Raw genomic sequence first — 19067 nt, 5'->3', positions numbered from 1 at the left:
TAATATCTTTTATTAATTTATCATACTATATGTGAATAACTGTTTCAAGTGTTACATTAATTAAAAAAAGTTCCATTTACATACTACTAGTTTTCCATTTTCCAAGGATACCTTTCCTTCAAAATTTCTATTCTCATCTGTATCATCATTGCCATTAAGCTTAACATCTATTCCATCTTCCAACTCTTTTCTCTCAACCACAGTAGTTTTTAAAATATCCATAAGAGAACTATTGTTGCCGTATATAGCATATAATTTTCCATCTTTCTCCTTAAAAATATAAGATCCTAAAATCTCATTTATTTTCTCTGAACATATGAATTGAGACAAAACTCCCTTAGCTTTAGTTCTTGTATCAAAACTATCACTTAATTTAACATACTCTATACCATCAAATTCTAATGTATTGCCTTCTTTAGAAACTTGAGACGTTGAAAATACGACTTGTCTCAATGTATCATCAGCTTTGTAAATTGTTTCAACTATATTTTTATTGGATATACCTTTGTATTTCATAATCATGTCATTTTGTGGCTCTTTCTCAACCTTACCCTTACCACCCTCTTCTGGAGTTTCACCGGTTACCTCATGGCCTTTGTCTTCCTCAACTTTTTTTCCATCATCTTTTTTTTCATTTCCCATTTGAAAATCCATTCCAGGTTTATAATTGCCATCTACAGTAGAAGATGTTTTTTTAATGTTATCCTGGTTTAAGGATGACTTCTGCATGAAAATCACCATAAATATACCGATAGCTACAAACACCACAGCAGCAATACATATAACTACAACTTTTTTACCCTTGCCCTGACCTTCCAAAACAAAACTCTCATCATTACTATTCCACTGTTTGTATACATCCATTGCGTCTATGTCACTGCCACAGTGAGGACATTTTTCTTCATTACCTTCTATGGGTTTTCCACACTTATTACATGTTATCATTCCTTTTCCTCCCTATTTTTGAATAAATTCTAATTATAATTACGGTTACTATTATATCACGTCTTTATAATATTTTAAATATTATAACTAAATTAATTAAAGTGTAGTTTTATTATTTATAAAATCATATAGATATTTCCCTAGGGGTTTGTTTAAATACTTGTGATAAAATTCATTTTGCCTATAAATCATATCTTTCATAACTTTAAAATCCTCACCTATATAATTTTCGATTTTATTTATAATTTCTTCACTAGAACTACACAAAGTTCCTATACCATTTTTTTGGGCAAACTCACCATTGCCACTTTCTTGACCTGGAATATAATCAAAGAAAATCATAGGTAGTCTACACGCAACGCCTTCCATCATAACACCAGGACTTGCTCTTAAAATTCCTATGTTATTATTCATATATTCATGTTCCATATTCTTCACAAATCCTTTAACTGTAATATAAAACCTCTTATCCTTTCCCCAAACTTTAAATTTTTTCTCTAATTCAGCTTTAAGAACCATATTTCTTCCCGTAACAATAGTAATGGAGAATTTGTACTTATGAGAAAGCTTTTTTCTTATTTTGTCACAAATATCGTAGAAATTTGCAGTGCCATCTCCACCTGCCACCATGAGAATATTTACTTGATTTTTCAATTCACATCTTTTCATAAATTGTATTCTAAAATCCATAGATTTATCTAGAACTTTCAAAAATTGAGGCCTTAATGGATAAGACAAGGATTGAATTCTTTTCTCATCCACACCTCTAACCAAGCAGGCTTCCTTGCATTCCTCTGTGGGACAAATGACAAAATTGGCCCTTTTATCTGTCCAAAAGTTCGATATACTCACAATGTCAGTGATGCAAACGCCAAAAGGGATGTCCATATAATAATGTTCCATAATGTTTAAAATAGAACCTACAAACATAGGCTGTACTGTAAGAATCAAATCGGGTTTTACTTCTTTTACTGTGGCTAAAAATTTTTTCTCTATTTTTTTTGAAATATACATATTTATTTCTTTATACCCTATATCACTAGTAACCCATAAGAAATGCCATAAATCATAGGATAACTTGACAGATTTACTGTATATCTGACTTTGCGCCTTGTACCATTCACTGCCCAGTTCAAAACCTTCTATAGTTTTGACATACAAATCTTTATATGATGACAACTCACCTTCAATGGAATCTGAGGCGCTTTTATGCCCCATTCCCGTTAGAGAAGTAGTTATAATAAGTATTCTCTTCATTTCAATTATCCACTCCAATTTTTCAATATATATGCATTATATGAATAGGAATAATATACTTTCCCTTTTCTTTTTGCAAATTGCTGATATAATTTAAATTGGTGATGAAAAATGATAACTTTTAAAAATGATTGGCAAGATCTTATAAAAAATGAATTTCATAAGGAATATTATATTAACCTTCACAATTTCTTGTATAATGAGTATAAAACTAAAACTATTTACCCAGATATGTACGATATTTTTAATGCACTAAATTACACAGCATACAAGGACGTAAAGGCAGTAATACTTGGCCAAGATCCCTATCATGGCCCAGGTCAAGCTCATGGTCTCAGTTTCTCTGTAAAACCAGGTGTGCCTGCTCCCCCATCTCTTGTAAACATCTACAAAGAACTTCACAACGACCTTGGTTGTTACATACCAAACAACGGATATTTAAAGAAGTGGGCAGATCAGGGAGTTCTGCTTTTAAACACAGTGCTTACAGTCCGTGGCGGCATAGCAAACTCTCACAAAAACAAAGGATGGGAACAGTTTACCGATGCAATCATCCAACTTCTAAACAAGCGTGAAGACCCCATTGTATTTATTTTGTGGGGAAATAATGCACAGTCAAAAATAAAATTAATAACAAATCCAAAGCACCTTATTATAAAGTCCGTGCATCCTAGCCCCTTGTCAGCTAGCCGAGGCTTCTTCGCTAGTAAGCCCTTCTCCAAGACCAATGATTTTCTAGTTTCCATAGGAAAAACACCTATTGACTGGCAAATTGAGAATATATAATTGTGTTAGCAACACTAAAAACAGCGTTTCATCTACTAAAAGACAAAACGCTGTTTTATTATTTTATCTATCTTTCTATACCATCTCTAGCCATAAGACCCGTTCTATAATAATGCTTTACTTCTTTCATTTCTGTCACAAGGTCTGCAAGCTTTATAATATCCTCTGTAGCACCTCTTCCTGTAAACACCAGTTCCACATTGTCTGGTCGCATTTTTACTGTTTCCATTAGTTCAGTAGGTGTCAAAAGGTTTAATGAACAAGCCACATTTATCTCATCCATGATGACCATGTCATATTTACCCGACATCATAGCCTCACACGCTTTTTCAAGCCCTTGCTGTGCACAATTTATATCTTCTTTATCTGGCTCACGAAATATTAGACAGCCTTTCCCCGTACCATACAGCTCCACAGTAACCTGAGGGAATGACTTCATTATTTTTATTTCGCTGTACTCCATGTCCTTTATAAATTGACCAATGTACACTTTCATACCAGCGCCTACTGCTCGCAAAGCAAGTCCCATGGCAGCTGTAGTTTTTCCTTTACCATCACCTGTATAAATTTGAAATTTTCCATTTTCCATATGCCGTATTTAGCAAAAAAATTGCCAAGTTACCTCCTATAAATTATATTTTCTTTACACGCTTGAAATGTTAAGGCTATATTACATATTGACTTTACAACAAGCCTTAATTATACTAAATACATTCCAAGGAGCGTTGATAATATGATTAAACTAAAATCCAACAAACACAAAAAAATCATCTTTATAATATGTATTTTTGCTATATTACTTTCATTTTTAGTAGTATATCTTTTATTTTATCACAAAAAACCAGTAAAAGTTTCAAAAATCACAGCAACCCCAAATAGGGCTTCACCTAAAAATGATATTATTAATTATTTTGCTGAGATCAAACCACTTTCAATAGAAAAACCAGTTAAATCAAATAATCATGATTCCTACTTAAAAGACAATGATTATTGGACAAACCTTCTTTCAGATAAAAATAAACTGATAATGACTAAAGATCAAATAGGAATATTTAATAAAAATAATACTGATAATATAGAAAGTTTATATGACCTAGATGAATTCCCTCATACTTTGTCTAGCAATACCGTACTCAACTATATCAATAAATACACTTTCCCAAACTCAACAATGTATGATGAATCCAACAATACCATAGAAACTTCAACATATAATAAGATTAAAGAAAATATGTCCTTGACTTCAATGCCATCTACCATGGATATTAAATACGGAATTACCCTTACTAGAACTTCACTAAAAAGATTTCCCAGCGAAATTCAGGCCGATTATAGAAAACCAATAATTCACGATAGATTCCAAGAAACAGCCATAGATTCATGTGAGAAAATTATTATTCTGCACGAAAGTAAGGATAAAAAGTGGAGTTTTATAATAGCCTACAATTATATGGGATGGGTAAAAAATAAAGATATTTGCGTATCAGATTTGAATTCTATAAACTATTTTGCAAATCCCAAAGATTTTATCATGATTCTTCAAAACGCCGCTGAGCTAACTAAGGAAGGAATGCAATACAAATACTTTATGGGAACAAAATTACCCATAGAATACACTATGGGTGATAAAAATAAACCTTTAGTTTACATTCCCGTGGTGGATGATAAGGGCAAGCTATGTAAGAAACCTGTCACTTTAAGCAAAGATCTAGATTATAGTATAGGATACCTAGACTACACCCGAGAAAATGTTATTAAACAAGCCTTTAAACAATTAGGAACACCCTACTGTTGGGGTGATGCTAATAATGGCCGAGATTGTTCCAGTTTTATAGCCTCCACATTTAAAACCATGGGGATATATCTTCCTAGGAATACTGATGAACAAGAATTAGTAAATTTCAAAAGTATAAACCTCAGAGATTTAAGTGCAAAAGATAAAACAAAAAAAATAAGCACTTTAAAACCAGGCGATATATTATTTATAGATGGACATGTAGTTATGTACCTTGGAGATTATAATAATAGCAAGTACATAATTCATAACTCTCCACTTAACACATCTTGTACTGCAGTATCCAGATATGATATTGCAATCAAAAATAATATTACCTACATAGACCTGTACACAAAATGTACAATTCTGGAATAAAAATTATTTTTAAATCTACTTAACTCTTTCCAGCATCTCCATAACAGATTTATGAAACACTGGATGTTGGAAATAATGTGTAAGATCATTCAAGGGTTCTAGGACAAACTTTCTATTTTGCATATCTGGATGAGGTATTATTAAATCCTCACTTTCCATAATTAAGTCTTCATAAAAAAGGATATCTAAATCTAACGTCCTGGGACCCCAATGTATTATCCTTTCTCTACCTGCAGCTTCCTCTAACTCATGAAGGTACTGCAATAATTCCTCTGGAAAATACAAGGTCTCAAATTCACACACCCCATTTAGGAAGTTGTCCTGTGCTACATCACCATAGGGCTCTGTTTCATATATTTTAGATTTTCTAAGATTCCTGCAGCATGCATTTTCACTTATAGAGTTCATAGCATTTTCGATGTATTTTTCTTTTTCACCCATGTTAGAACCGTAAGCAACATATACTTTATTCCATGCCCTTTCAATTTTCACAAGCACATCGGAAAATGGTATAGCCATGGGTGCACTAGGCTTGGATATGGAGAGCACAACTTTTTTCACAAAAGGAAAGGTTTTAAGGATACTTTCAGCGCATTCCTCTGCCACAGTTTCAATGAGCTTCCTAGTACTGCCCTCTACAACTTTCTTTATAAGTTCACTAACCTCACCGTAATGAGTAGATTCAGCCAATTCATCGCTTTTTCCTGCTTTTCTAAGACTAGTCTCCATATCTGCTGATATATAAAAAAATTGCCCCTTCTCATTTTCCTCTTGAAAAACTCCATGAAATCCATAGACCTTTAGCCTATCTATAATAATATGGTCATTTCTCATCCTTTTCCTCCATTAAACACTTATATTTACATACTTATATTCTTGAATTTATTATAGCTTCTGTCATCCTAATAACCCTTACGTTTTCCTTTATATCATGAACACGCACAAAGGCACATCCTTTCATGATTCCTATGACAGATGTAGCCAAGGTCCCTTCCACACGCTGAGTTACATCTAAATCTAAAGTAAGACCTATACAAGACTTTCTAGATGTACCTAATAAAACTGGATAACCCATATGCACTATTTTGTCCACATTGTTAATAATCTTAAGATTCTGCTCTACATTTTTAGCAAATCCCACACCAGGATCCAAAATTATCTTATCACTGTTTATGCCCGATTCTTTTGCTATATCCACACACTCTTGTAAATCATTTATAACATCACTTACAAAATCCTTGTAATCCTTATTATTTCTATTGTGCATAAGGCAGCAGGATACGTTGTAATCTGCAATGACTTTTGCCATATCTTTATCATACTTTAATCCCCAAATATCATTTATAAGATCTGCACCAGATTTTATACCAGCTTCAGCCACCATCGCTTTATAGGTATCAAGAGATATGACAGTATCAAACTCTTTTTTTATAGCCTCTATAGCTGGACAAACTCTCTCTATTTCTTCTTCTTGAGATATTTGTACATGACCAGGTCTTGTGGACTCTCCACCTATATCAATAATATCCGCTCCTTGTTCTATCATTTCCTTTACACGGTACAATACATCATCCATGTTCTTATAACTGCCTCCATCGGAAAATGAATCCGGTGTAACATTTAAAATCCCCATAATATATGCTTTTTCACCAACATTAAATTGCTTACCGCCAATAATCATAAAATATACCCTTATCCTTTCTGTGACATTCTTGAAACGCCTGGCACATATGGCAAAAACGGCTCATTTTATCTGCTCTATATATAATGCCAGACAAATTACGCTTTCTAGCAATCTCTTCATTTCTATGATTTAAAATTGCTTCCTTTATCCTTTCAACCTGCTCCTCTGAAAAACCAACCTGACGCAATATACCATGAGCAATGTCTGCACTGGCTATTTCATGAGGTGTCCCATCTAAATACTGTTGAAGCCGTCCTATATCGTGAGTTAAAGCTGTGGCATATATTTCTTCCACATTAATATTTAATTGCTCCTCTAAGGACAAAATCTGCGCTATCCTGGCCACACTTAAAAAGTGGTCCATGTTGTGTTTGCAGAATTTGCGATCCTTCTCGTAATCCACAAGCTGTCCCACATAATCTTTATATGCAACAAGATTTAGTAATTTATTAATTCTCTCCATGTCTTATCTCCACTACGCTATCTTAGCATGCGATAGAAATCCTCTACCTTTTCTCTATTTTCTTCGAATTCGCCTAGTTTTACCACTGTAACTGTATTAGTACCTGGCTTTTTAATTCCCCTCATGGACATACATAGATGTTCCGCTTCTACCATGACCATAACACCTTTAGGATTTAATTCGTTCATAATAGCATGGGCTATCTGGGCAGTCATTTTTTCCTGAATTTGAAGTCGTCTAGCAAATACCTCCACAGTTCTAGCTAGCTTGCTAATCCCTACCACTTTCCCATTTGGTACATACGCAATATGTACCTTGCCAAAGAAAGGCATAAGATGATGCTCACACATAGAATGGAAGGTAATATCCCTTTCCATTACCATTTCATTATTTTCTACCTGAAATGTCTTTGAAAGATGCTTTGATGGCTCTTCCTCCATACCAGCAAAAATCTCTTGGAACATCCTAGCAATACGCTGTGGCGTATCCTTAAGACCTTCACGATTTGGATCCTCACCAATGCCCTGCAATAACATTTCAACGGCGTTTTCTATTTTTTCCTTATCTATCATTATTTTTATCTCCTTATGTTCTCAACTATTTCTGTTAAAGCTCCTAGATATGACAAAGATCCAAAAGCGATTATAACGCCATCATCTTCTGCCATATGATAACTCATGGAAACAGCTTTTTCTACACTTTCTGCCACTATAACCTGCTTATGATATTTACTCACTATTTTCTGAAGCTCATGACCATCCAAAGCCCGTAAGTTATTGGGAGGAGTTACAGTTATTATAATATCGGCATATCTAACAGTATTTTGCACGATTTTTTCTACTTCCTTGTCCTTTAATATCCCCATAATATAAATTACTTTTTTTCCTTTAAAATATTTATCAATGGACTGAGCTAGTTTCACAGAGGCATCCTCATTGTGGGCCCCGTCTACAATAAACGTAGGATTTTTTGAAATTAATGAAAATCTCCCTGGCCACTTAGCATCTAAAAGACCATATCTAATAGATTGCTCACTTATATTTATGCCTTCATCCTTTAATGCTTTGCAAATCTCCAAAGAAAGCGCAGCATTTTCTAATTGAAAAGTGCCATTCATAGAGATTTCTAATTTACTGTAGGAATCATAGGAAAATACTTGCTTGTTTAATTCACACTTATATAAAGTTATCTTTTTATTGGCCACGTATGAAATTTTGCATTTCTCCTGTTGGGCTTTCTTTGTAATAACTTTTTCAGCTTCCACACTTTGAGCTGCACTAACCACATGGCAGCCCTTTTTTATAATTCCCGCCTTATTCTCCGCAATTTTTTCTATGGTATTGCCAAGGAAGTCCATATGATCCATGGATACCTTGGCAATCACCGCAACTAAAGTATTTTTTACAATGTTAGTAGCATCTAAAGTTCCACCCATACCCGTCTCAAGAAGCACAATATCACAATGTTCTTCTTTAAAATACAGAAATGCCAACGCAGTTTCCATTTCAAAAACTGTGGGATGACCTAGTCCTTCACATGCCATACTTTCTGCAGCTTCTTTTACTTTTTCTAAAATTATTAAAAAGGTTGATTCATTTATATTAATTCCATTGATCTGAAACTTTTCAAAATAGGAAAAAACAGCTGGTGAAGAATACCTTCCTACCCTCATACCATGTTTTTGCAAAATTGATGATAAGTATGTCATTGTAGACCCTTTTCCATTGGTTCCTGCTATATGAACAAATTTCAATTGTTCCTGAGGGCTCCCAAGGCGTCTGCATAACTCCATGGTCATTTCAAGCCCAGGTACACTTCCCAGTGAGGACATCTTTTCTATATAATTCATTGCCTGTGTTATATCCATACAAATCTTCTCCCTGTACATATAATAAACACTATCACATAGATTGTATAACTTTTGCTCTCAGTTTACAATAATAGTCAAGGTTTTAACACATGGTTTTTATCAATGGTTTCCAAAGAATCAATTTGTTCATGCAATAAGGTTAGTCATTCCATATTTGCTTCATTTCCCTACAACTTTTTAATAATTCCTCCAATTTTCCCTGTGCTTCAATTTTTCCATCTTTCAGTACGATTATGTTATCTGCTCTCTGAAGGGCAATCTTCCTATTAGAAACGGCTATACATGTAGCATTTTTTCTTTCAAACAATCTTTGCCATAATTTCAGTTCTGTATCTACGTCTAAGGCACTGGAAATGTCGTCGAATACAAATATTTCAGAACTACGTGCGTACATTCTTGCCACAGCTAACCTTTGTTTTTGTCCCCCTGACAACTTTACACCCTTTGGACCCACAAGGGTGTCCATACCACATTCTAACTGTTCTAAATCCTCTTTAAACACAGCTTCATGTATTATTTTATCCATATCTACTTGCCCATCATCTATACCAAGCAGAATATTATTTTTAACGGTATCACTAAACAAATTAGGTATTTGAGAAGTATAAGAAACCATAGGCGGCACAAAAAACGTAGCTGGATTATGTACCTTATGATTATTCCAATATATTTCTCCCTGTTGGCTCGGCAAGACTCCTAACAAACTCTTAATAAGCACAGTTTTCCCTGAACCGATTCTGCCCGTTATTACAGTAAAAGTATTTTTCTTTACTGTAAAACTAATATCCCTTATACCTCTTCCAGTGCTCTCATAAACATAAGATAACCCTTTTACCTCTAATTCCTTAAGTGGATTTTTAACTTTGTAATCATTTTTTATGTCAGGAACTTCCCTGTCTAAATACAAATCCCTATGTTTTACAAGTTCCTTTTCTGCTTCCCCTTTCATTACGGAGGTCATCCTTCTAAACGCAACACCTGCCTGTTTATAATATGCCATAATTTCTCCAAGAAACATTGTGAAGTCTGTCACATGACTTAAAAAATATACAAACAATGCAAAATTCCCCACAGTAAAATCACCTGTTGTAATCAATTTTGCAGACAAAAGCAATATAATTCCTGTACCTATATTTACAGCATTATCAAACACTGAAATCATAGCTTGATTTAGCAATGTGTCTCTTAAAGTTGCTTTATATCTATCATTGTTAAGCTTTTTTATATGATTAAGAACATTCTCCTCTTCGCAAGCTAGCTGTATAGCTTGTACCGAGTTGAATACTTCGCCCATGGCACCAGTAACTTTAGCCGTGGTTTCTCTTGAAATTTTTCTGTATTTCTCAATCTTTTTGCTAAGAGATTTGGCAATCATGAGTATTAAGGATAAGGGCATAAATACAAATAAAGTCATCTTAACATTTATGCCAAGAAGTATTATCATAGAAACTGTACCAAATACCGTAACCCCTACACTATCTATCATCCAGCTGATTACATCTTCTGCAAGATTTGCATCATCTCTTAAACAATTTAAGGTCTCGCCTAGAGACGTTGATACCTTACTTTCATCTGGTTTCTCCAAAATGGCCTTCAACATATTTTTTCTAAGTAAGGCACCCACAGAAAACCTATAATACACATCAAACCTAAACCCTGCATAAGTTATACAGGAACGAATCACAGCAAATACTACAAGAATAGCACATAGCATCCATATCTTATCTACCGCCTGTGCATTATCACCTAAAACATTAAATACTTTTTCTATTATCAATCCTGGCACCAAAGGTGATAGATGTACAAGCACCCAGCAAAAAGTATTGCACAAATATACTAAGGGTTTATATTTTATTAGTTCCCACAAAAATTGGTAGGTTTTCATACTTTTATAGTTTTGTTTTAATTCCATTATGCCAGAACCTCCTCTATGCCCTTCTCCAAAAGCTCATGAAATTTTGAACTTTTATCTCTAAGTAACTCTTCTCTATCCCCATTTTCTACAACCCTACCCTGGGATAAAACCATAATTTGGTCTGCTCTCTCAACAGTAGCCAATCTATGAGCTATGATTATACAAGTTCTACCATCTAAAAGTTTCTTTAACGCATTTTCCATAAGTCCCTCTGTGACAGGGTCTAGTCTTGAGGATGCTTCATCTAATATTACAACTTTAGGATCCTTCAAAAACACTCTTACAAATGCCAGCAACTGAGCTTCCCCCGCGGAAAGACCACCACCATCAGCTTGTAACATAGTATTTAGCCCTTGTGGCAACTTATCTACCCAACCTCTTAATCCCATATCATCTATTATTGCCATAATTTTATCATCTTCTATATTAGGATTAAACAATGTAATATTATCTCTTACCGTAGCGCAAAAGATTTGAACATCCTGTGTCACGTAGGCTATATTTTTTCTTAAGTTCTCTAGTTTTATATCCTTAATATCATAGTTATTAAATTTTATATTTCCACTTTCAGGGTCGTATAATCTTGCTATTAAACGAGCTAAGGTTGTCTTTCCACTGCCAGTTCGTCCTAGTATGCCAAGTATATTTCCCGAGGGAACTTTAAAAGAAATGTCATAAAGAACTCTTTTACCATCCTCATAACTGAAAGACACCTTCTCTAAATCCAAGGATATTTTATCTTCCATAATAACTTCGCAATGGCCATCTTTCAATTTTGATTCTTTATTAAACAGCTCTTCAATTCTTTTTATACTAGCACCTGCCTTTTGTAGATCCTCTAGCTGAAACCTTATCTGATTAACCGGTCTATTTAAAAGTTCTGTATATTGGAAAATTATATACACCGAACCTATGGTTATAGAACCTTTCATCATCAATACGCCGCCCAAACCTAAAGCCACCGCTGTTCCCATGGCAAATAGGATTATAGATGAACTCCACATGTAGTAATACATCATGCTTGATTTTCTTTCTATTTTATAATTTTTCTTTAGAAATTTATCATAGCAATTAATAAAGTAGGAAACAGCTCCATTGGTACGAATATCTTCTGTACTTCCTATACTTTCTCCTAGCATGCCGTAAAGCTCCGATGTTATTTTTCTATTTTCAGTCCATATAGGCACGGCTTTTTTTTGTATTTTTATAAATATAGCTACTGAGATTATTACAAAGCTTGTAATTGAAATTCCCACAGATATGCCCTCAAAAAATAACATAACTAGTATACCCAGTATTAATACTATATTATTTAATAAATTCAGCATAAGCTTTGAAAAGAAATTGAACAAAGCCGTTACATCTCCATCTATTCTCTCTATAAGCTCACCCTGTTTATAACTTTTGTGAAAACTACTATCTAAATTCAAACACTGCCTTATCAAGTCTATTCTAAGCTCATTGCTAGCATTCCATCCTACAACTTGTGCTACGTAAGTGGATACCAAAGCCAATACCTGCTGAATTATGGCAAGTACAATAAATGATGTGGCTGCAAATATTAATATTTTCATAGGGGCTCCCTTTGTAGCAGAGTCTATGAAATAACCAGTTATCTTTGGTATAACTAGCTGCAGACCAACGCTACAAGCTAATACAACACCTAGAAATATAACCTGTAGCTTCATAGCTTTTAGATATTTTGATAATAATTTAAAATAAGATTTTATTTCTGATTTCATCCATGTCACTCCTTATGTTTTCTTTTTTGCATAAAAAAATGGGCATAGCAAAACAATCGTTCACCTATACCCTTTAGTATTTTTTGCAAACAAAAAGTGTTGTATAACATACAACGCCACCAGTCACAATTATACATCCATAATATGGAATATATTTAAATGCGAATTAGTAGGGTATCAACTATGCTTTTATTCTTCTTCAACCAACGAATATAACAAAATAACCATACCTTATAAAAAATTTTAGGCACAGCAAACACACTCTCTTTGTTATACGTTAAGACTGAATTTAAGAATAAAGCATATTAGTCATTGATATCCTCCTATAAATTTTAATTTAATTTCTTACTAAGTTTATCATATATTATGAATAATATCAATCTATTATTTCTTTATTATATACTGAACTGCAATTCTATTTTCAGGTTTTACATCACATAAATATAATACTATTAAAAATATCCACTCCAAGGGTTTCATAAGCATATATATAAGATCAGCAGTGTACGGTGAATGAATTAACTTTGAAAGTGGGAAGCCATACTTATCATAGAAATTTCTAATGATTCTGTGGAGCCTTGGAGTTTTTTCCTCTAATATTTGTTCAAAAGCATTGGCTACACAAAGCTGACGGTTTACCACAATGTCTTCATGACCATGCCGTATACCCCGTCGTAAAGGCTTTACTATTGCCTTATGTCCGCCTGCTGCTACAGTACATAAATAATGACCATCAGGATAAACAGATGGTGGTGAGATCCTTTGTGATAACCTCCAATCGCTAGTTTCTGTCCACGCTCTTATGGCTGCATCCGGACGTTGTCCAAAAAGCGATAAAATGCATATTAAAAATCCAAGAAGAGGCCACATTATTATAAAAGCCATAAGGGGCCATGTTGCAGAATTCATAAGTTTTTTATTTAGCACATTAAGAAAATTGTATTTATAAAGCTTTATCTCATCATGTTGCATGTTTCTCCATTGAATCACCTTATTTTTTATAATTTTTATGGCTATAATAATACCATTTAACGGAAACAAACATAGCATTATGTCAATTATATCCCATTTCATTATTTGCACAATCCACACAATGCATTCAATTATACCAATGTACATAGCTGCAATACAACACACTGTAACTAAAGGCGGCATCTTTTCAAGACTTATGGATGAAAGCACAAAATATGCTGTCATGGCAACTATGGCAATAACTATTATAGTGACATAGCTTTGTGTAAATATAGGCGTGTGTTGTTCATTTTTATATAACACCACCATCCAATCAGAATCAAACTTTATTTGAGACATGCCGAAAGCTAAAAGACTAAATATAATACCTAAACTTATGGTTATATACTCAAATATTCTACCACATCTTATTACCTCTGGATTTCTCCCTTTAATGAATAGAAAAATAAAGTTTATTAAGGTCAGTACCATGGGGTATATTATAAAAGTTCCAAAAATGAAAACTGACAACAAAAAAAATCTAACTTCTTCCAGTGTAACCTTAAAATTTCCATCTTTATATACTATAAAAATAATAACTATTGTAAATCCAATTAGTTCCGCTAAAAGAAATGAGTATAATACCAAATGCTTCATTAATTTTTCTTTCATGAAATTCTCCACCTCCCTAAAGCTAGTTTATCACCTCTATTTGAATAATGCAATAATGTTTTATTGCATTACAATATATTTTTTCTTTTATATAAAGAAATACAACCTCATTAAATGAGGTTGTCATCAGATAAATATAAATCTATTTCATTAAGTTTTTCTATTTCTATGATATTCATCATCAATTCACTAATATCTGTTACCAGCTGCAAATTTTCCTGGACAAATATCCATTACATCACGAACTGGCTGAATCATGGCATCTTCAAACAAAAATTGAGTCATAAACAGACTTCGAACCTTCAGTGGAGTTTTAACTCCATAAGATAAAAAAGACCGACTTTCCAGACTATTTCAAGAAAATCGATCTATGTTATTTATCTATATAAGGAGTATCACCTTACTTTATACAAATTTTGTATGCAGCAATTCATGAGCCTTTTCACTGTTTGGTTTTTCAAGGAACTCATCATATAACTTCTTTATCATTGGGTTCTCATGAGCTTTTCTAAGAGTTTTTTCAGAATCTGTAGTATAAATGCCGCCCATTCTCTTTTCCACTATATCAAAATTAGATTTAATAAATGGCTGTCCCGCTCCATTTATACATCCACCTGGGCACGCCATTATCTCAATAAAATCATACTTAGATATACCACTCTTTATATCATCCATAATTTTTCTAGCATGACCTAGAGAACTTGCTACTGCTACATTAACTTCTTTTCCTGACAACTCAATGGTAGCTTCTTTGATGCCCTTAAGACCTCTTACATCTTTAAATTCAACATTATCAAGTGCATTTCCTGTAACCCATTCATAAGAAGTTCTAAGAGCTGCTTCCATAACTCCGCCAGTAGCTCCAAAGAGGTTTCCAGCTCCAGAAGATTGTCCAAGCAAATCGTCATATTCCTTTGGCTCTATGTTAACTAAATCTATACCTGCTTCTTTTACCATCTTTGCAAATTCTCTTGTAGTAATAACTAAATCCACATCTTGGATGCCATCTCTACCCATTTCCGGTCTTGTAGCTTCATGTTTTTTAGCTGTACAAGGCATTATGGATATAACTACTATATTTTGGGGATCTATATTTAAATTTTTTGCAAGATATGTTTTTGCAATAGCACCAAACATTTGTTGTGGGGATTTACACGTAGAAATATGGTTTAAAAGTTCTGGATATGTGTCTTCCGCAAATTTAACCCATGCTGGACAACAACTAGTTATAACCGGTAGATTCTCCTGCTTAGTGAATCTGTCAATAAATTCTGTTGCCTCTTCCATAATAGTAAGGTCTGCCGCAAAGTTTGTGTCGTAAACTGCACTAAATCCAAGCTTTTTCAAGGCAGCTACCATTTTCCCTGTAGTAACACTACCAGCAGGAAGTCCAAAATCCTCTCCTAATCCTACTCTAACAGCAGGAGCAGTCTGAACTACCACATATTTATCCTGGTCATCTAATACATCCCATACCTTGTCATAATCTCTTGATACCACAAGAGCCCCTGTTGGACATACTGCAATACATTGACCACAATAAGTACATTCCGTTCCTGACAATGGCATGTTGAAAAAGGTGGATACTGTAGATTCAAAACCTCTATCCACCATAGTCAATGCATGTACCTTCTGAACTTCATTGCACATAGTTACACAACGTCTACATTGTATACATTTATTCATATCTCTCACAATAACCTTTGTACTATCGTCTATAGGATACTGTGACATCTCACCCTTGTACCTTACTTCAGTTATACCTAAATCAGCAGCAAGCTTTTGCAGTTCACAATGAGTGTTTTTCTTGCAGTTAAGACAATCCTGTGGGTGGTCAGATAGTATAAGCTCTACCATTCTTCTTCTAGCATTTACAACTCTAGGAGTATTAGTTTTAATCGCCATACCATCATATGCTTCTACGGAACATGAAGGTATAAGTGTGTTCTTTCCTTCCTGCTCCACAAGGCAAACCCTGCAAGTTCCCTTACAATTCCTAGTCCTATCATTACCCATATACATATGGCAAAGAGTAGGTATTTTAATATTTAATTTTGCGGCTGCCTCTAAAATTGTACTACCCTTCTCAACCTCTACAGACTCGCCATTTATAGTTAATTTAATCATGCTCATGCCCTTCGCCTCCTTTACTTTATTTCTATGGCATTAACAGGACAAGCTGCCTTACATGCCCCACATTTTATACATTTATCTTGGTCAATAATATGCTTTTCCTTCACCTTGCCTGTAATACATCCTACTGGGCAACTTCTTGCACATTTTGTACATCCTATACATTTATCTGTAATATTATAAGCTAAAAGATTTTTACAGACACCTGCAGGACATTTCTTATCTATAACGTGTGCCTCATATTCCTCTCTAAAATATTGTAGTGTACTAATAACTGGATTTGGCGCTGATGTTCCAAGACCACAAAGAGAAGCATTTTGTATAAGATCACAAAGCTCTTCTAACTCTGTTAAGTCACTCTCTTCTCCCTTGCCCTCTGTTATTTTTGTTAGAGTTTCAAGTAATCTCTTATTCCCTATTCTACAAGGGGTACACTTTCCACAAGATTCTTCCACAGTGAAATCTAGATAGAATTTAGCCACATCCACCATGCAGTTATCTTCATCCATAACTATCATTCCACCAGAACCCATCATAGAGCCAATTTCAGTTAGCGTATCATATTCAATAGGAATATCTATAAACTCAGTTGGAATGCATCCTCCGGAAGGTCCCCCTGTCTGAACAGCTTTTAGTTTCTTTCCGCCAATGGTTCCTCCACCAATTTCATAAACAATCTCCCTTAAAGAAATTCCCATAGGAACTTCCACTAGGCCAACATTATTAACCTTACCAGCCAAGGCAAAAACTTTAGTTCCCTTTGATCTCTCTGTACCTATGGAACTATACCATTTTGCTCCCTTGTTAATTATAGCGGGAATATTGGCAAATGTTTCAACATTATTTACACAGGTTGGTTTCTGCCATAATCCTTTGTGTGATGTACGAGGTGGTTTCATAGTTGGCTCGCCCCTTTGCCCTTCAATAGAATGAATAAGAGCTGTAGCTTCACCGCAGACGAATGCACCTGCACCGTATTTTATATCTATTTTAAAATTAAATCCTGTTCCTAATATATCTTCTCCTAATAAACCTAATTCCTCAGCATGGGCAATGGCTATTCTCAATCTATGAACCGCTAAAGGATATTCTGCCCTAATGTATATAAATCCTTGATTAGATCCCGTAGCATATCCACATATGGCCATGGCTTCAAGAACACTGTGAGGGTCTCCTTCTAGAATAGCCCTATCCATAAAGGCACCTGGGTCTCCTTCATCTGCATTACAAATTACGTACTTTGTATCGTTTTCAATCTTAAGAGCCATTTCCCACTTTCTACCTGTTGGGAATCCTCCGCCCCCTCTTCCCCTAAGTCCTGAAGCTTTGACTTCTTCTACAACTTCTTCAGCTGTCATTTTTCCGATTATTTTACCTAAAGCAGTGTAGGCACCTGTAGCAAGTACATCTTCAATATTTTCAGGGTCAATAACACCACAGTTTCTAAGAGCAATCTTAACCTGTTTCTTATAGAATGGTATTTCCTCTTTATTTTCGATTTTTTCTTTTGTTTCAGGATTAACGTATACAAGTCTTTCAACCACTTTTCCATCTATAATGTGGCTTTTGATTATTTCAGCTGCATCCTCTGGTTTTACTCTTACGTAAAAAACATTATCAGGAACCATTTCTATAACCGGTCCCTCTGCACAGAATCCAAAGCATCCTGTTGGAATTACCTTTACATTTTCTTGTAATCCATTTTTCTCTATTTCCTTATTTAATTCATCCTTTATGGCATATGAATTAGCAGATTTACACCCTGGCCCACCACACACAAGAATCTGTCTCTCTTTAATATTCTTATCTATGGTGATTTTTCCTGCTACTCTTCTTACTTCTACATTATTTTTGTACTTTTCAACAATTTCTAATAATTGATCATAATTTTTAATTCTTTCCATAGCTATTTATCACTCCTTAAACTCATTCAAAATCGTTTCAACTTGTGATTTAGTAAAATTACCATAAACTTTATCATTCACTAGCACTACCGGAGCTATGGAACAAGCGCCGACACATCTTAAAGTATCTAGGGTATACAATCCGTCTGGTGTAGTTTGTCCAACATTAATGTTAAGTTTTTTCTTAAATTCCTCAACGATATCCCCCGCTCCTCTTACAAAGCACGCAGTTCCTGTACATACACTAATAACATATTTACCCTTAGGCTCCGTAGTAAAATATGAGTAGAAACTTACCACGCCGTACACCTTTGAAGCTGGAACACCCAATTTCTCAGCTATAAAAAGTTGTAGTTCTTCACTCAGATAACCATACATGCCCTGAGCCTTGTGTAGAACTGCTATCAATGCAGCCTCTTTATTATCCTGCTGTGATATAAATTCTTCTAGTCCCTTAAATTTGCAACAATTCTTGCAAGTTGTTACCATTTTGCCATCCCCTCTCCTCATTTTTAAAATGAATTTTTTTCTACTTCCCATTAACCGAGTCCTGTTATTTTATTGTCAATATAATTTACTCAATCATTATATCA

Annotated in this window: 16 protein-coding genes; 2 read left to right on the top strand and 14 right to left on the bottom strand. The window is 34.4% G+C overall.

All coding sequences use genetic code 11. The features are described 5' to 3' along the window. Window positions 1-60 precede the first annotated feature (60 nt). Complete coding sequence (locus BUA73_RS06330; protein WP_072903306.1) at window positions 61-945, bottom strand: DL-endopeptidase inhibitor IseA family protein; 885 nt, start codon at window positions 943-945, stop codon at window positions 61-63. A gap of 96 nt (window positions 946-1041) precedes the next feature. After that, window positions 1042-2202, bottom strand: coding sequence for an MGDG synthase family glycosyltransferase (locus tag BUA73_RS06325; protein ID WP_072903305.1), 1161 nt, complete (start codon window positions 2200-2202; stop codon window positions 1042-1044). Between the two features lie 111 nt (window positions 2203-2313). On the opposite strand from BUA73_RS06325, the gene BUA73_RS06320 reads away from it, so the two are divergent. Further along, a complete protein-coding gene (locus tag BUA73_RS06320; protein ID WP_072903304.1) occupies window positions 2314-2988 on the top strand; it encodes a uracil-DNA glycosylase in 675 nt (224 codons plus the stop codon). 67 nt (window positions 2989-3055) lie between these two features. Here BUA73_RS06320 and BUA73_RS06315 read toward each other — a convergent pair whose 3' ends face one another. After that, entirely contained in the window at window positions 3056-3577 is a 522-nt protein-coding gene (locus tag BUA73_RS06315; protein WP_072903303.1) for a cob(I)yrinic acid a,c-diamide adenosyltransferase, read from the bottom strand. Between the two features lie 144 nt (window positions 3578-3721). Here BUA73_RS06315 and BUA73_RS06310 point away from each other — a divergent pair, with 144 nt between their 5' ends. Next, a complete protein-coding gene (locus BUA73_RS06310) occupies window positions 3722-5140 on the top strand; it encodes an NlpC/P60 family protein (RefSeq protein WP_072903302.1) in 1419 nt (472 codons plus the stop codon). A gap of 15 nt (window positions 5141-5155) precedes the next feature. Here the strand turns inward: BUA73_RS06310 and folK are convergent, their stop codons facing one another. From folK to nuoE, 11 genes are all read right to left on the bottom strand, one after another. After that, a complete protein-coding gene (gene folK, locus BUA73_RS06305) occupies window positions 5156-5974 on the bottom strand; it encodes a 2-amino-4-hydroxy-6-hydroxymethyldihydropteridine diphosphokinase (RefSeq protein ID WP_072903301.1) in 819 nt (272 codons plus the stop codon). Window positions 5975-6008: 34 nt separating this feature from the next. Beyond that, on the bottom strand, window positions 6009-6821 hold the full coding sequence (gene folP, locus BUA73_RS06300; protein WP_072903300.1) for a dihydropteroate synthase: 813 nt from the start codon (window positions 6819-6821) through the stop codon (window positions 6009-6011). Beyond that, complete coding sequence (locus BUA73_RS06295) at window positions 6805-7287, bottom strand: HD domain-containing protein (protein WP_072903299.1); 483 nt, start codon at window positions 7285-7287, stop codon at window positions 6805-6807. The genes folP and BUA73_RS06295 overlap by 17 nt, the downstream gene beginning before the upstream one ends. Window positions 7288-7304: 17 nt before the next feature. Then, window positions 7305-7856 carry a GTP cyclohydrolase I FolE gene (gene folE / locus BUA73_RS06290; RefSeq protein ID WP_341465308.1) on the bottom strand — a complete coding sequence of 184 codons (552 nt, stop codon included), beginning with the start codon at window positions 7854-7856 and terminating at the stop codon, window positions 7305-7307. A gap of 8 nt (window positions 7857-7864) precedes the next feature. Then, complete coding sequence (locus tag BUA73_RS06285; protein WP_072903297.1) at window positions 7865-9154, bottom strand: bifunctional folylpolyglutamate synthase/dihydrofolate synthase; 1290 nt, start codon at window positions 9152-9154, stop codon at window positions 7865-7867. A gap of 142 nt (window positions 9155-9296) precedes the next feature. After that, window positions 9297-11069 (bottom strand): ABC transporter ATP-binding protein, encoded by a 1773-nt coding sequence (locus tag BUA73_RS06280; RefSeq protein ID WP_084672110.1) that lies wholly within the window; start codon window positions 11067-11069, stop codon window positions 9297-9299. After that, window positions 11069-12814 (bottom strand): ABC transporter ATP-binding protein, encoded by a 1746-nt coding sequence (locus BUA73_RS06275; RefSeq protein ID WP_072903296.1) that lies wholly within the window; start codon window positions 12812-12814, stop codon window positions 11069-11071. Before BUA73_RS06275 ends, BUA73_RS06280 begins: the two co-directional genes overlap by 1 nt. A 384-nt stretch (window positions 12815-13198) precedes the next feature. Continuing rightward, window positions 13199-14437 carry a DUF6688 domain-containing protein gene (locus tag BUA73_RS06270; protein ID WP_072903295.1) on the bottom strand — a complete coding sequence of 413 codons (1239 nt, stop codon included), beginning with the start codon at window positions 14435-14437 and terminating at the stop codon, window positions 13199-13201. Window positions 14438-14842: 405 nt separating this feature from the next. Beyond that, on the bottom strand, window positions 14843-16570 hold the full coding sequence (locus BUA73_RS06265; protein ID WP_072903294.1) for an NADH-dependent [FeFe] hydrogenase, group A6: 1728 nt from the start codon (window positions 16568-16570) through the stop codon (window positions 14843-14845). Window positions 16571-16584: 14 nt separating this feature from the next. Next, window positions 16585-18474 (bottom strand): NADH-ubiquinone oxidoreductase-F iron-sulfur binding region domain-containing protein, encoded by a 1890-nt coding sequence (locus BUA73_RS06260; protein WP_072903293.1) that lies wholly within the window; start codon window positions 18472-18474, stop codon window positions 16585-16587. Between the two features lie 9 nt (window positions 18475-18483). Next, on the bottom strand, window positions 18484-18963 hold the full coding sequence (nuoE, locus tag BUA73_RS06255) for an NADH-quinone oxidoreductase subunit NuoE (RefSeq protein WP_072903357.1): 480 nt from the start codon (window positions 18961-18963) through the stop codon (window positions 18484-18486). Between the last annotated feature and the right edge of the window lie 104 nt (window positions 18964-19067).

This window comes from Hathewaya proteolytica DSM 3090 (genome assembly GCF_900142225.1).
Lineage (GTDB): Bacteria > Bacillota > Clostridia > Clostridiales > Clostridiaceae > Hathewaya > Hathewaya proteolytica.
The sequence above is the reverse complement of the archived record's forward strand: the minus strand, read 5'-3'. Positions and strand labels throughout refer to the sequence as shown.

Coding starts and splice junctions, on each gene's coding strand:
- BUA73_RS06325 (WP_072903305.1), bottom strand. CDS start 2,202: ATGAAGAGAATACTTATTATAACTACTTCTCTAACGGGAATGGGGCAT.
- BUA73_RS06280 (WP_084672110.1), bottom strand. CDS start 11,069: ATGGAATTAAAACAAAACTATAAAAGTATGAAAACCTACCAATTTTTG.
- BUA73_RS06310 (WP_072903302.1), top strand. CDS start 3,722: ATGATTAAACTAAAATCCAACAAACACAAAAAAATCATCTTTATAATA.
- BUA73_RS06270 (WP_072903295.1), bottom strand. CDS start 14,437: ATGAAAGAAAAATTAATGAAGCATTTGGTATTATACTCATTTCTTTTA.
- BUA73_RS06315 (WP_072903303.1), bottom strand. CDS start 3,577: ATGGAAAATGGAAAATTTCAAATTTATACAGGTGATGGTAAAGGAAAA.
- folP (WP_072903300.1), bottom strand. CDS start 6,821: ATGATTATTGGCGGTAAGCAATTTAATGTTGGTGAAAAAGCATATATT.
- folK (WP_072903301.1), bottom strand. CDS start 5,974: ATGAGAAATGACCATATTATTATAGATAGGCTAAAGGTCTATGGATTT.
- BUA73_RS06265 (WP_072903294.1), bottom strand. CDS start 16,570: ATGAGCATGATTAAATTAACTATAAATGGCGAGTCTGTAGAGGTTGAG.
- BUA73_RS06275 (WP_072903296.1), bottom strand. CDS start 12,814: ATGAAATCAGAAATAAAATCTTATTTTAAATTATTATCAAAATATCTA.
- BUA73_RS06260 (WP_072903293.1), bottom strand. CDS start 18,474: ATGGAAAGAATTAAAAATTATGATCAATTATTAGAAATTGTTGAAAAG.
- nuoE (WP_072903357.1), bottom strand. CDS start 18,963: ATGGTAACAACTTGCAAGAATTGTTGCAAATTTAAGGGACTAGAAGAA.
- BUA73_RS06330 (WP_072903306.1), bottom strand. CDS start 945: ATGATAACATGTAATAAGTGTGGAAAACCCATAGAAGGTAATGAAGAA.
- BUA73_RS06285 (WP_072903297.1), bottom strand. CDS start 9,154: ATGGATATAACACAGGCAATGAATTATATAGAAAAGATGTCCTCACTG.
- BUA73_RS06295 (WP_072903299.1), bottom strand. CDS start 7,287: ATGGAGAGAATTAATAAATTACTAAATCTTGTTGCATATAAAGATTAT.
- BUA73_RS06320 (WP_072903304.1), top strand. CDS start 2,314: ATGATAACTTTTAAAAATGATTGGCAAGATCTTATAAAAAATGAATTT.